Raw genomic sequence first — 13,101 nt, forward strand, 5'->3', positions numbered from 1 at the left:
AACGGCGTGGTCTGGCTCGCTATGCTCCCGCGATGGCAGGCAGAGCACCTCGCGCGGACGTCCGGATCGGACACGAGGCCCGCGCGGAGGCCACCGGCAAGCTGGACAAGGCGTTGCGGGAAGGCCGGATCGATCTGGCCGAGTACGAGCGGCGGGTGGTGGTCGTCCAGGCCGCCCGCGTGCGCAAGGACCTGACACCGGCGATCGCCGATCTGCCCGCCCGGATCTCCGCGGCGGACCGCGAGCGGGCGTTGGTCCTGCTGGCCGACGCCTTGACCGACGGGCGGCTTTCAGCAAGCGCTTACGCCGACGCCGAGGTACTGCTGAACCGAGCCGTCACGTACGCCGATGTCGACGCCGTCGTCGGCAACCTGGACGCCAAGGCGAGCCACGCCGAACGCGACCAGGCCATCGCGCGGATCGAGGCCGCGGTCGCGGGTGGGCTGCTGGATCCGGCCGAGCGGCATGACCGGGTGGCCGCCGTCCGGCGGGCGGCGACTGATGCTCAGCTCGAGGCGCTGGTGGCCGATTTGCCCGCGGGTGCGGGCCCGGCGCGTTCGCCGCGCGCGTCGCACGCCGACCGGGAAGCCGTTGTCGCGCAGCTGCACGACGCCGTCGAGGCGGGTCTGCTCGAGCTGCCCGAGTTCGACGAGCGGGTGCGTGCGGTGTACGCGGCGCGGTTGCGTGACGAGCTGGCGAGGGTGGTGGCGGACCTGCCGTCCCCGGGCCCGCGCGCGCCACTGACTTCGTTGCCGCCGGCGCCGCCGATCGACCTTCCCCCGCGGAAGCCGTCGTTCCGAGCAGGCATGACCGCCGCCGTGGTCGCCGCGGTCGGCATGGTCCCCATGGTCGGCATCGTGATCGTCTTGGGCATGCTGGGTTTCACCGCACCGGCGATCGTGGTGGGGTCGGTGTGGGCGGTCGTGTTCGTCGCGCTCGTGGTGTGGGCCCGCCGCACCACGACGGCGGCCATTGCCGAGATCGACGCTCCTCCGCCCGTGGATCTGTTTCGTCCGGTCGTGGAACCGGTGCCTGCCGAACCGGCGCCGGTTGCCCGGCGGAAGAAGACGCCGCCGCGCAAGCGGTTGCTGGGCGAGCACGAGGGCGGCCTCGCGTCAGTGACGGCTCTGGTGCTGCCCGGCGGCACCCCGGTGGCGATCAGCGGCGGCTGCGACAACACCGCGAAGGTTTGGGACCTCACGGACGACTCGCTGCGGCACACGCTCAGCGGGCACACTCACGACGTGCGGGGTGTTTCGGCCATGGTGCTACCGGACGGTGTGCCCGTCGCGGTGACCGTCAGTGCGGACCGGACAGCGAGGGTGTGGGACCTCCGTGACGGATCGCAGCGCGGGGTACCGCTGAAACTGGCCGACCACGGGTGCGCGGTGTGGTGCTTGCGCCTGGCCGATGGCACTCCGGTCGCGGTCACCCACGCCGGGATCGACAAGATCCAGACGTGGGACCTGCGAGACAACAAGCGGCTCCACGACGTTTCCTACGACTCCACGTTCGAAAAAGCGGTCCCGGTGGTGCTCCCCGACGGCACGCCGGTCGTGCTGACCTCGGACTGGGACGGGAACATCACGGCGGTGCACCTGAAGTCCGGAAAGACGCGGTTCCGGCTGACCGGCCACACCGAACGGGTCAGCTCGATCGACACCGCGGTGCTCCCCGACGGCACCCCGGTCGCCGTGTCCGCGAGCACCGACAAGACGGTCCGCGTCTGGGACCTGCGGCGCCGCACCCTGGTCCACACCATCGCCGGCATGGTCCATGCCAAGGAGGCCGTCGTGTGCACGTCCCTGGCGGACGGCACCCCGGTCGTGGTCGCTTCCGACTTGGAAGAGAACACGATGGCGTGGGACCTGCGGGACGGTGCCGTCCTGCCGTACCGGCGCGCCCTGCGGGGCGGCACCCTCGGCGCTCTCGCACTTCCGGACCACACCTTGATCGTGGGCCTGGCCGACGACTACTCCTCGCTGGGGGTTCAGCGGCTGGCCCTGGAGCCGGATCGGGGACCGGCGCCGGTAAAGGTGAAGCCGGCAAAAGTAAAGCCGGTCGCCAGAGGGGCGAAGGCGCCGATCAAACGGGTGCAGGGTGAGCACAAGGGTGGCCTCCTCGCCATGACGGGCCTGGTCCTGCCGGACGGCAGCCCGGTGGCGATCACCGGCGGCCGGGACAACACCGCGAAGGTGTGGGGCCTGTCCGACGGCTCGCTGCGGTACACGCTCAGAGGGCACACCAACGACGTGGTCGGGGTCGCGGCCATGGTCCTGCCGGACGGCGTCCCGGTGGCGGTGACGGTCAGCGAGGACCGGACGGCGAGGGTATGGGACCTGACCGACGGCTCGCTGCGCGGCTCGCCGGTGAAATGCGGCCGCGGGCCGCAGGGCGTGCGTTGCCTGTCGCTGGCCGACGGCACTCCGGTCGCGGTCATCCACAACACGGCCGAGGCGATCGAGATGTGGGACCTGCGGGACGGCAAGCAGCTCGGCAAGATCGCTTTCGCCTCGCTCGACGACTTCTTCGACATGGTTCACCCCGTGGTGCTCCCCGAGGGGACGCAGCTCGCGCTGGCGACCGACTGGGATGGCCTGATCAAGGTGCTGAACCTGAAGGACGGGAAGACGAAAGGCAAGCTGCGCGGTCACACCCACCCCATCAGGGCGATCGACACCACGGTGCTGCCCGACGGCACGCCGATCGCCGTGTCCGTGAGCGGGGACAAGACGGCCCGCGTCTGGGACCTGCGGAGCGGTACCTCGCTCCACACCATCACCGGCATGACCCACACGAAAGAAGCCGTGGTGTGCACGTCGCTGCCGGACGGCACCCCGGTCGCCGTCGCCGTCGGCTACGAGAACACGGCGATGTGGGACCTGCGCGACGGTTCCGAGCTGCCGTGCCCGCTCGCTCTGGAAGCCGACCTCCTCGGCGCTGTCGCACTCCCGGACCGCACCCTGATCCTCTGCCTGACCGCGGACGCCTGGGGGTTGGCGGTTCACCCGCTTTCCTAGCGGCTCCGCCAGGAAAGCGGGGACAACGTCAGCGCCGCTTCGGCGATCTTCCGCGCGGTCTCGGTCTTGAGCCCCTTCCGCGCGGACTCGATCCATTCGTCGACCGGCCGCACGCCGATGTCCCGGTACTCCAGCGCCTGCAACAGCATCTCCAGCTTGTCGGCGTCCTTCGCGCACAGCGCTTCGGCCGAGGAGCGGGTCTCGTACTCGTCGACGGCCTCGCGCACCACGTCACGCGAACGCGGAGGCAGCGCGGCCGTCTGGTCGGCCGTGATCTCCCGCGGCTCCGGCTTGCGCAGGTAGTCCACCGCCGTCAGCGGCAGGTCACCCGTGCGCGTCTCCTGCGTGTCGTGCCAGACCGCCAGGAACGCCGCCCGCTCCGGTGACGCCCCTTCCTCCGCCGCGATCAGTGCGGCCAGCTGCGCGGCGCGGAGGCTGTGCTCGCCGACCGACTCCGGGTCGCGGACCCCCGCGTGCCACCAGCCCGACCGCCGGACGCGCTTGAGCAGGCCCAGCTCGTAGCCGAAGGACGCCAGTGACTCAGTCATGCCGCCCAGCCTAGGGCGACGGGATCATCGCCGTCAGGATCGTCGCCTGGAGCAGGGAGATCACGCCGACCACCGCGGTCAGCAGCAGCGACCAGAGGAACGTCTGCCGCAGCAGCGAGCCCTCCTTGCCGCTCTGGCCGATCGCCGTCGCGCCGATCGAGAGGTTCTGCGGCGAGATCATCTTGCCCATCACGCCGCCGGACGTGTTCGTCGCGCCCGCCAGGATCGGGTTGAGGTTCAGCTGCTGCGCCGAGATCACCTGCATCGGGCCGAACAGGCTGTTCGTCGACGCGTCCGAGCCGGTCAGGAACACGCCCAGCCAGCCGATGTAGGCCGAGAACAGCGGGAAGACCGCGCCGGTCGTCGCCAGCGCGAGGCCGAGCGTCTGCGTCGCGCCCGAGTAGTTCATCACGAACGCGATCGCCAGGATCATGAAGATCGTCGCGAGCGCCCAGCGCATCTGGAACAGCGTGTTGCGGTACGTCTTGAGCAGCAGGCCCGGCCGCGCGCCCATCGCGAAGCCGGCGATCACCGCGGCGATCAGGGCGACGGTGCCCGGGGAGAACAGGAAGTCGACGGTGAGCGTCGCCGCGTACGGCGCGTTCTTCGCCGTGATCGGCGGGTGCTGCACGACGTGGTTGTGCAGGCCCGGCCACGCGAAGACCCAGTCCGCCTTGTGCAGCAGCTTGGTCAGGTCCAGCCAGGCGGGCAGGTTCTTGAAGATCGTGCCGATCCGCGACAGGAAGATCGCCAGGATCAGGATGATGTAGGGCATCCACGCGTAGAGCGCGCCGCGTTCGGCCTGGGCGGCGCCGAGGCTCTTGGCGGCTGCGGGCGCTTCTTCGCCGTCGAAGCGCCACACCGTGGCCGGCTGCCAGAACCGCGTCAGGACCCACAACGCGGCCATCGCGGTGAGCGCGGCGAGGACGTCGACCAGGCTGGCGCTGATGTAGTTGGACGCGACGAACTGCATGGCCGCGAACGCGAGCCCGGCGGTCAGCACCGCGGGCCACACCTCGAGCATGCGCTTCCAGCCGGCCAGGACGACGACCAGGAACGCCGGGATGATCAGCGCCAGCACGGGGACCTGGCGGCCGACCATCGCCGAGAACAGCTCGGTCGCCTGGTCCTGCTTGAGGTGCATGATCGGCGCGGTCAGCCTGCCGAGCACGATCAGCGGGTTGCCCAGCCCGCCGAACGCGACGGGCGCGGTGTTCGCCAGCAGTGCCAGCACGACGGCCTTGACCGGCGGGAACCCGAGCGCGGCCATCATCGCCGCGGTGATCGCGATCGGCGATCCGCCGCCCGCGACGCCTTCGAGCAGCGCGCCGAAGCTGAACGCGATGAGCAGCGCCTGCAGCCGCCGGTCCTCGCTGAACCCGGCGAGCACCCGCTTGATCGCGTCGAACCGGCCGGTGGCGACCGTGATGTTGTGGAAGTAGACGGCGTGGAACGCGATCCAGGCGACCGACCACACGCCGAACACGAGGCCCATCGCCGCGGAGTCGAACGCCAGCGCGGCCGGCATCCGGTACAGCAGCAGGGCCACGCCGAGCGCGGTGACCAGCGCCAGCGCCGCCGAAAGGTGCGCGGAGAAGCGGATCACCCCGAGCGAAACCAGCAGCACGATGATGGGGAGCGCGGCGAGCAGCGCGGAAACCCACAGCCCGCCCGCCGGCTGGTAGTCCTGGATCCAGGTCACGGTCGGCTCCTTTGCCGGTGTGCTCAGGCAGGCCGGCCCCGGACGTACCCGAGCCGGAGGGAAAGGGCGGCGGCGGTCCCGGCGACGGAGGCGCCGAGCTCGTCGAGCCGGCGCAGCACCCGAGGCGCGGGCCCGGCGATGCTGATGGCGGCGATCGGCCGTCCGGAGTGGTCCCGCACGGCGGCGGCGACGCAGCCGACGTCCGGCTCGTTCTCGACCTCGTCGATCGCCCACCCGCGACGGCTCGTCTTCGCCAGCTCGTCGAGCAGCCGGTGCGGATCGCTGATCGTCTTGAGCGTCAAGGGATCGAGCTTCATCCGCCGGACGCGTTCGGCCCGGTCGGCTTCGGGCAGCGCGGCCAGCCAGGCCTTGCCGAGCGACGTCGCGTGCTGCGGCCGCCGCGTCCCGAGCCGGCAGGCGAGGGTGACGGCGCTGGCACTGCGTTCGGTGGCGACGTAGACCATGGTGTCGTTGTCGGGAACGGCGAGATAGGTGGTTTCACCGGACCGTTCGGCGAGCGACGCGAGATACCTCGGCGCGCATCGGTGCAGATCGGTGGCGGCCATCGCCCGGGCCCCGAGCTCGACGAGCCGCGTCCCGAGCCTGACCCGGCCGGTGACCTGGTCGGCTTCGAGGTACTCGAGGTTCTTGAGGGTGCCGACGATGCGGTAGGCGGCACTGCGGGAAAGTCCCAGTTGCCGCGCGATCGCATTGGTGGAAATCTCCTGGTGCCGGCCCACGTGCTCGAGCACCGCCAGCCCGCGTTCGAGAGTGCCGCTCTGTTCCAGCCCGCGCTCCGGTCCCACGTTGTCCTCCGTTGGACGTTCCCGGTTTTCCGCTCAGCGGTACGCCTTTCCGCTGGGTGGGGTTGGACGGTAACACCTCCGATGAATCAGCGGAAGATCTTGCGAAAACTCGGAACAATGGCGGTACTTGCGGACGCTAATTGGTACAACATCCGATGGTTAAGTTTCCTACCTATGGCGGTTGCGGGCTCACGGACAGCGGCTTTCGACAAGTTCGACAACGTTGTCGTTCAGGTCCGTGAATGTGCACGCGAGTGGTCGGCAGGGCGGACGGCGGGTCCTGGAAGACGTGAATGGCTCATTCCTGTCGTCCGGTGACGGGAATGAGTCATTGACGACGGTCGGCGGGCTCGGACTGCTCGATGGCGATCGCTGCCTGGATCTCGTCGAGGGCTCGCCGTGCGACTTCGCCGAAGCCGGCGTCCGCTGTGCCGCTCCAGCGCTCATAAGCGATCTTCATGGCGAGCGCCCCCAACTCCGCGGCGACGCAAGCGGTCAGCTGCGGGACGCCGCGCTGCTCGAGTGCGCCGGTCATCGCCGCGGTGAGCGCCAGGCCCTTCAACGCTTCACGCTCCCGCAGTTCCGGATTGGCGGCGATCACCGTCCGCCGGAGCGCGGTGTACTCGCGGCGGTCCGGCGTGAAGGCTTCGCGGCCTACCGCGTCCATGGCGTGGGTCACCGCTTCGAGCGGAGTGGCGGACGCCGGTGCCGCGGCGATCGCGCCGGCGAGCAGGCCTGCCAGGGTGCCGCCACCGAAGAGCACTTCGCGCTTGTCCTGGAAGTGCCGGAAGAACGTGCTCTTCGTCAGGCCCGCGCGCTGCGCGATGTCGATCACCGTCGTGTTCTCGTAGCCGCGTTCCGCGAACAGTTCGAGGGCGGCCTTGCTCAGCCGCTCCGGCGCGTTCGGTTCCCAGCGGGCCATGGCAGCAGTTTACGGCACTTGGTCCCGTCGTCGGTGTACGGTGATGGGACCAAGTCTCATCAACGGGAGGTCCCCATGAGCAGAGCCGTCAGCTACGAGAAGTTCGGCGGTCCCGAGGTGCTGGAGCTGCGAGACGTGCCGGAGCCGCACGCCGGCCCCGGTGAGGTGCGGGTCCGCGTGACGGCCGCCGGGCTGAACCCGATGGACTGGGGCCTCGCTTCGCGGCCCGAGGCGGCGGCGAACTTCGGCATCACCCTGCCGTCCGGTTTCGGGTACGACTTCGCCGGCGTGGTCGACGAGGCCGGCCCCGGCGCCACGGGCTTCGCCGTGGGTGACCGCGTCCACGGCGGCGCGCTCGGGCGGGCGGTCGCCGACTTCGTGGTCCTCAAAGCACCCGCTCAGGCACCCGACGGGCTCTTCCCCACGCCGGCCGGGATCAGCGACGAGGTGGCGAGCACGCTCCCGGTGGCCGGCTCCTCCGCGGCCGCCGCGCTGGCCGCGGTCGGCCTGCGGGCGGGGGACACCGTCCTGATCGGCGGGGCCGCCGGCGGCGTGGGCATCTTCGCCGTCCAGCTCGCGAAGCTCGCCGGCGCCACCGTGATCGGCACCGCCTCGGAGGGCACGTTCCCCTTCCTGCGGAAGCTCGGCGCCGAGCCCGTGGCCTACGGGCCGGGACTCGCGGACCGCGTGCGGGAACTGGGTGGCGTGACCGCGGCGACGGACCTGTTCGGCACGGAGACGGCCGAGGCCGCGCTGGCGCTCGGCGTCCCGCCCGAGCGGATCGCCACGATCGCCGCCGGGCCCCAGCCGCCGGGCGGGGTGCGCGCCACCGGGGGCGCCGACGCCGAGCCGGGCGCCATGGCGAGGATCGCCGAGGCGATCCTCGCCGGGGAACTCACCGTGCCGATCGCCGCGGTGTTCCCGGTCGAGCGGATCCGTGACGCGGTCGCCTTGCAGGCGGGGCGGCACGTCCACGGCAAGGTCGTCGTCACCTTCTAGGTTGCCTGGCGCGGCTACCTGCACCCGGCGAGCTCCTGTGGCCAGCGGCAGCAGTGAATCCCGCGGGCTGCGGGTGTCTTGAACGAGTCGTTCAAGACACCCCAGGTCCTGAACGAGTCGTTCAAGACATGAGCGGGTCGCAGCCGGCGGAGTGGCCTGCCACGCCGACCCACGCAGCCCGCCAGTGAGAAAACCTCATCGGGGCGCATCACCGAGCCGCCGGCAACGAATCTCGGACGCGACACCGGCGGGCGGTGCGCTGGGCCGGGCGGTGAGGCTGAGCCGCGGACAGCGGCGTCAGAGAGCGGCGTCACGGACTCAGGAAACTCACAGCGCCCAACACGCACCATGCGCCGGTGAGCGTCCGAAGCCCCTTCCGTACCCGCGCGTCCGTGGCCGCCGGGCGGCTGACCGCCTGGCTGTCCCGCAGCTCCGGGCTCGGCCGCGGTGGCATGATCGGCGGCCGCGTCACCCTCGCGCTCGATCCGCGTGCCCTGCGGCGCCTCGGGCGGGAACGCACCGTCGTGCTCGTCACCGGCACCAACGGCAAGACCACGACCTCGCTGATGCTCACCCGCGCCCTCGAAGCCCTGGCCGAGGTCGCCGCCAACAGCGACGGCGCCAACATGCCCGACGGCGTCCTCGCCGCCCTCACCGCCCGGCCGGACGCGCCGTACGCGGTCCTCGAAGTCGACGAAACCTACGTGCCCTGGGTCGCCGACCAGGTCCAGCCCGCGGTGCTGGTGCTGCTCAACCTCAGCCGCGACCAGCTGGACCGCGTCGGCGAGGTCCGCGCCACCGAACGTGACCTCCGGGCCGCGATCGCGCAGCTGTCCGGCACGGTGGTCGTCGCGAACTGTGACGACGTCCTGGTGACGTCGGCCGCGAGCGTGGCCGCCAAGCCGGTGTGGGTCGCCGCGGGCAAACGCTGGAGTGGCGACTCGACCGCGTGCCCGCGGTGCGAAGGCCGTGTCGAAACCCACGACCGGCACTGGGGCTGCGCGTGCGGGCTCGCCCGGCCGGAGCCCGCCTGGACGCTCGACGGCGACCTCGTCCGCACGCCCGGCGGCCGCGAAGTCGACCTGGACCTGCGGCTGCCCGGTGACGCCAACCGCGCCAACGCCGCGCTCGCGCTCGCCGCGGCGCACCGGCTCGGCGTGCCGCCGCACACTGCCGCGACGCGGCTGCGGACCATCACCGACATCGGCGGCCGCTATCGGACCGTCCGCCGGTCGCGGCACTCCGTGCGGCTGATGCTGGCGAAGAACCCGGCCGGCTGGGTGGAGACGCTGCGCGTGCTGGACGAGGACACCCCGGTCGTCGTCGCGGTGAACGCCCAGGAGGCCGACGGCCGGGACCTGTCCTGGCTCTGGGACGTGCACTTCGAGCGGCTCCGCGGGCGCCAGGTGGTCGTGACCGGCGAGCGCGGCGCCGACCTGTCCGTGCGGCTCTGCTACGCCGAGGTCGCGCACTGGGCCGAGCCGGACCCGGTCGCCGCGATCGACGCGCTGCCGCCCGGCGCCGTCGAGCTGGTCGCCAACTACACCGCGTTCCGCGACCTGGTGGGCAGGCTGGCCGATGCCTGACTCGGTCGTCCACATCGGACTGTTGCTGCCGGAGGTGCTCGGCACCTACGGCGACACCGGCAACGCGCAGGTGCTGAGCAAGCGGCTGCAGTGGCGCGGGTTCGACGCGGAGGTCGTCCCGGTCGGGCTCGGCGAGCCGGTGCCGTCCACTTTGGACATCTACTTGCTCGGGGGCGGCGAGGACGGCGCCCAGACGCTGGCCGCGGCGCACCTGCGGAAGTACCCCGGCCTGCGACGAGCCGTCGCCGCCGGCGCGGTGGTGTTCGGCGTGTGCGCCGGCCTGCAGGTGCTCGGCACGCGCTTCCGCGGCCTCGACGGCGTCGACCACGACGGGCTCGGCCTGCTCGACGTCACCACCGAACCCGGCGAGCGCCGCGCGGTCGCCGAACTGGTCGCGACGCCCTCGCGGCTCCTGGACGGCGAGTCGCTGACCGGGTTCGAGAACCACCTGGGTGTCAGCAAGCTCGGTGCCGACAGCGAACCGCTCGGGCACGTCGTGCGCGGCACGGGCAACGGCGACGGCACCGAAGGCGCGGTGACCGACCGGGTCGTCGGCACGTACCTGCACGGCCCGGCGCTCGCCCGCAACCCCGCGCTGGCCGACCTGCTGCTGTCCTGGACGGCCGGGCACCCGCTCGGCCCGCTCACCCTGCCCGAGGTCGACCGCCTGCGGGAAGAGCGGCTCGTCACCCCGCGCCGCCGCCGGTGAGCCCGTGGTCCAGCCACCGCGCCCGGCCGCCGCTGTTGGCCACTCGCCAGCGCCCCAATGTGGCGTTCGGTGCGTCCAACGCACCCAATGTGGCGTTCGGTGCTCCTCCCATGCCCCCACCACCACCCTCAACGGAGGCGCTTCGCGCCGCTGTGTCATCCAACGCCACATTGGGGCGCTTGGGTCGGGCCGGTTCTGGGCCGGTCGTTACGCTGCGTTGGTGAGACTCGGCAGGGTGATCGCCGCGACCGGCGTCCGGATGCGCACGACCGCGGTGGCGGTGTTCGCGCTCGCGCTGGCCATCGCCGCCGCGGGGGTGGTCGTGGTGCTGCTGCTGGAGGAGTCGCTCGACCGCAGTGTCACCGAGAGTGCCCGCAGCACCGGACGGCAGGTCGCCATCCAGCTCGTCCGCGAAGGCGCGCGTGACCTGAGCGCGAGCGACGTCGCCAGCACCGGCGACACCGAAGCCGTCACGCAGGTGCTGGACGCGCGGGGCAGGCCCATCGCGAGCGACCCGGCGATCGTCGGGCACCCGCCGCTGACCACGGCGCGCCCGGCCGTCGGGCAGGAGACCATCGAGACGCTGCCGCTCGGGCTGAACGGCGACGGCGCCGACTACCGCGTCGTGTCGCAGGAAGTGAACGGGCCGGGCGGGCCGTTCACGGTGATCTCCGCGCGCTCGCTGGAACCGGTCGCGGAGGCCTCGACCCGGCTGACGCTGCTGTTCGGCTTGATCGCCGTGCCGTTGCTGGCGATCGCCGGGCTCGCGGTGTACCGCGCGGTCGGCTCGGCGCTGCGGCCGGTCGAGCGGATGCGCCGGACCGTCGCCGAGATCTCGACCCGCGACCTCGCCGCGCGCGTGCCGCTGCCGCCGGGCGGCGACGAGGTGCAGCGCCTGGCCGTGACGCTCAACGAGATGTTGTCCCGGCTCGCGTCGGCGCAGGCCGCGCAACGCCGGTTCGTCGCGGACGCCAGCCACGAACTGAGATCACCGCTCTCGACGATCAGCACTGCTCTCGACGTCTCCGGCCGCCACCCGGAAAGCACCACGGACCTGGTGCCGGTGATCGCCCGCGAGACCGCGCGGCTGCGCGAGCTCGTCGACGACCTGCTCATGCTGGCCCGCACCGACGACACGACCGACCGGCCGCAGCGCACCGAGGTCGACCTCGACGACATCGTCCGCGCCGAAGCCGAGCGGGTTCGCGGCGAGACCACGGCGGACGTCGAGGTCCGGGCCGGGCCGGCGAAGGTGCACGGCAGCGAGGCCCAGCTGCGGCGGGCGGTGCGGAACCTGGTCGACAACGCCCGCGGGCACGCGCGCTCGCGCATCCGCGTCAGCAGCGCGGTGCGCGGCGACCTCGCCGTCGTCGAGGTGAGCGACGACGGTCCCGGCGTCGGGGAAGCCGACCGGGAACGGATTTTCGAACGGTTCGTCCGGCTCGACGCGTCGCGGCAGCGCGGACACGGCGGCACCGGGCTGGGCCTGCCGATCGTCGCCGGCATCGCGGCGCGCCACGGCGGCCGGGCGCGCTACGCCGCGTCGGAGGAGCCCGGCGCGCGGTTCGTGATCGAGCTGCCGGTGATCGCCCTGCCGAAGGAGGAGTAGTGCGCCTGCTGATCGTGGAGGACGAGCGCGAGTTCGCGGAGACGCTGCGGCGCGGGCTGGTCGCCGAGGGGTTCACCGCCGACGTCGCCCACACCGGACGCGAGGGCCTCTGGCGGGCGACCGAGCACGAATACGACGTCGTGGTGCTCGACATCATGCTGCCCGAGCTGTCCGGCTACGAGGTGCTCAAACGCCTGCGGGCGGCCGAGAACTGGACGCCGGTGCTGATGCTGACGGCGAAGGACGGCGAATACGACGAAGCCGACGCGTTCGACCTCGGCGCCGACGACTACCTGTCCAAGCCGTTCTCCTTCGTCGTGCTCATCGCCCGGCTCCGGGCGTTGCTGCGCCGCGGTGCCCCGGCCCGCCCGGCCGTGCTCGAGGCCGGCGACCTGCGGCTCGACCCCTCCGCCCGGACCGTCCACAGGGGACAAAAGCGGATCGAGCTGACCGCGCGCGAGTTCGGGCTGCTGGAGTTCCTGCTGCGCCGGGCGGGAACGGCGCTGTCGAAGAACGAGATCCTCGGCCACGTCTGGGACGCGCACTACGACGGCGACGAGAACGTCGTCGAGGTGTACATCGGGTACCTGCGGCGCAAGATCGACGCGCCGTTCGGCACCCACACCATCGAGACGGTCCGCGGCGTGGGCTACCGCCTGGTGGACGTTACCCGATCGTGATCCAATGGCCGTTTCGCGGCAATTTGGTTCCGCTGGGTGTCCGTGCCTTGGGCCATTTGCCCTCACCGGCTGGCGCGGATTGCCCAACCGTTACCGCGAACCGGTGAAAAATACCGTCCCGCGTCCGCGCTGCGCGTAGTCGTCGCTGTTGCTACGGTGGGCACCACCCCCGACAAGGAAAGCGATGACGGAATCGCCTCTGCCGTTCCCTGCCCAAAATAACAATTCTTCCGAAGCCGCCGGGAAATCCGTTTCCGGGCTGCGGCTCGTCGACGCCATCGGTGTGGCGAAGGCCCAGTTCGGGTTGGTGACCGGGCTGACCCCGCACGCCGTGACCGGGGTCCGGAGCCGCCCCGGTGGTGGCTGGTCCGTGCTCGTCGACGTCGTCGAGCTGGCCAGGATCCCGGACTCCACCAGCGTGATGGCCACCTACCGGGTGGACGTCGACGGTGACGGCGAACTCAGCGCGTGCGAGCGGTTGCGGCGGTTCACCCGGGGTGCCACCGATTCCTGAAAGGAA

11 protein-coding genes are annotated in these 13,101 nt (G+C 71.7%); 7 read left to right on the top strand and 4 right to left on the bottom strand.

All coding sequences use genetic code 11. The features are described 5' to 3' along the window. Nucleotides 1–32: 32 nt before the first annotated feature. Nucleotides 33–3,020, top strand: a complete 2,988-nt coding sequence (locus AB0G28_RS22995; protein WP_361092260.1) for a DUF1707 domain-containing protein — start codon at nt 33–35, stop codon at nt 3,018–3,020. On the opposite strand, the gene AB0G28_RS23000 is transcribed toward AB0G28_RS22995, so the two are convergent. The 4 genes from AB0G28_RS23000 to AB0G28_RS23015 all read right to left on the bottom strand — a co-directional run bounded on the left by AB0G28_RS23000 (nt 3,017) and on the right by AB0G28_RS23015 (nt 6,998). Beyond that, nucleotides 3,017–3,568: an HD domain-containing protein gene (locus AB0G28_RS23000; RefSeq protein WP_361092263.1), complete on the bottom strand. Its 552-nt coding sequence runs from the start codon at nt 3,566–3,568 to the stop codon at nt 3,017–3,019. The genes AB0G28_RS22995 and AB0G28_RS23000 overlap by 4 nt on opposite strands. A 10-nt stretch (nt 3,569–3,578) precedes the next feature. Beyond that, nucleotides 3,579–5,270 (bottom strand): lactate permease LctP family transporter, encoded by a 1,692-nt coding sequence (locus AB0G28_RS23005; protein WP_361092266.1) that lies wholly within the window; start codon nt 5,268–5,270, stop codon nt 3,579–3,581. A gap of 23 nt (nt 5,271–5,293) precedes the next feature. Beyond that, entirely contained in the window at nt 5,294–6,076 is a 783-nt protein-coding gene (locus AB0G28_RS23010) for an IclR family transcriptional regulator (RefSeq protein ID WP_093953488.1), read from the bottom strand. 328 nt (nt 6,077–6,404) lie between these two features. Beyond that, nucleotides 6,405–6,998, bottom strand: coding sequence for a helix-turn-helix domain-containing protein (locus tag AB0G28_RS23015; protein WP_361092270.1), 594 nt, complete (start codon nt 6,996–6,998; stop codon nt 6,405–6,407). Between the two features lie 75 nt (nt 6,999–7,073). Here AB0G28_RS23015 and AB0G28_RS23020 point away from each other — a divergent pair, with 75 nt between their 5' ends. The 6 genes from AB0G28_RS23020 to gvpO all read left to right on the top strand — a co-directional run bounded on the left by AB0G28_RS23020 (nt 7,074) and on the right by gvpO (nt 13,095). Then, complete coding sequence (locus tag AB0G28_RS23020) at nt 7,074–7,997, top strand: NADP-dependent oxidoreductase (RefSeq protein ID WP_361092273.1); 924 nt, start codon at nt 7,074–7,076, stop codon at nt 7,995–7,997. Between the two features lie 392 nt (nt 7,998–8,389). Further along, nucleotides 8,390–9,583 (top strand): MurT ligase domain-containing protein, encoded by a 1,194-nt coding sequence (locus AB0G28_RS23025; RefSeq protein WP_361092421.1) that lies wholly within the window; start codon nt 8,390–8,392, stop codon nt 9,581–9,583. Beyond that, on the top strand, nt 9,576–10,292 hold the full coding sequence (locus AB0G28_RS23030) for a glutamine amidotransferase (RefSeq protein ID WP_361092276.1): 717 nt from the start codon (nt 9,576–9,578) through the stop codon (nt 10,290–10,292). The genes AB0G28_RS23025 and AB0G28_RS23030 overlap by 8 nt, the downstream gene beginning before the upstream one ends. A gap of 220 nt (nt 10,293–10,512) precedes the next feature. After that, nucleotides 10,513–11,901, top strand: coding sequence for an ATP-binding protein (locus tag AB0G28_RS23035; protein ID WP_361092279.1), 1,389 nt, complete (start codon nt 10,513–10,515; stop codon nt 11,899–11,901). After that, a complete protein-coding gene (locus AB0G28_RS23040) occupies nt 11,901–12,581 on the top strand; it encodes a response regulator transcription factor (RefSeq protein ID WP_004558522.1) in 681 nt (226 codons plus the stop codon). The genes AB0G28_RS23035 and AB0G28_RS23040 overlap by 1 nt, the downstream gene beginning before the upstream one ends. Nucleotides 12,582–12,765: 184 nt before the next feature. Then, nucleotides 12,766–13,095: a gas vesicle protein GvpO gene (gvpO, locus tag AB0G28_RS23045; protein WP_361092283.1), complete on the top strand. Its 330-nt coding sequence runs from the start codon at nt 12,766–12,768 to the stop codon at nt 13,093–13,095. The last annotated feature ends 6 nt before the right edge of the window (nt 13,096–13,101 follow it).

The sequence above is a fragment of the Amycolatopsis sp. NPDC021455 genome, from assembly GCF_040640995.1.
GTDB lineage: Bacteria > Actinomycetota > Actinomycetes > Mycobacteriales > Pseudonocardiaceae > Amycolatopsis.

What these genes read in the sequence shown, in the direction of transcription:
- AB0G28_RS22995 (WP_361092260.1), top strand. Translation starts at nt 33, where the DNA reads ATGGCAGGCAGAGCACCTCGCGCGGACGTCCGGATCGGACACGAGGCC.
- AB0G28_RS23000 (WP_361092263.1), bottom strand. Translation starts at nt 3,568, where the DNA reads ATGACTGAGTCACTGGCGTCCTTCGGCTACGAGCTGGGCCTGCTCAAG.
- AB0G28_RS23015 (WP_361092270.1), bottom strand. Translation starts at nt 6,998, where the DNA reads ATGGCCCGCTGGGAACCGAACGCGCCGGAGCGGCTGAGCAAGGCCGCC.
- AB0G28_RS23020 (WP_361092273.1), top strand. Translation starts at nt 7,074, where the DNA reads ATGAGCAGAGCCGTCAGCTACGAGAAGTTCGGCGGTCCCGAGGTGCTG.
- AB0G28_RS23030 (WP_361092276.1), top strand. Translation starts at nt 9,576, where the DNA reads ATGCCTGACTCGGTCGTCCACATCGGACTGTTGCTGCCGGAGGTGCTC.
- gvpO (WP_361092283.1), top strand. Translation starts at nt 12,766, where the DNA reads ATGACGGAATCGCCTCTGCCGTTCCCTGCCCAAAATAACAATTCTTCC.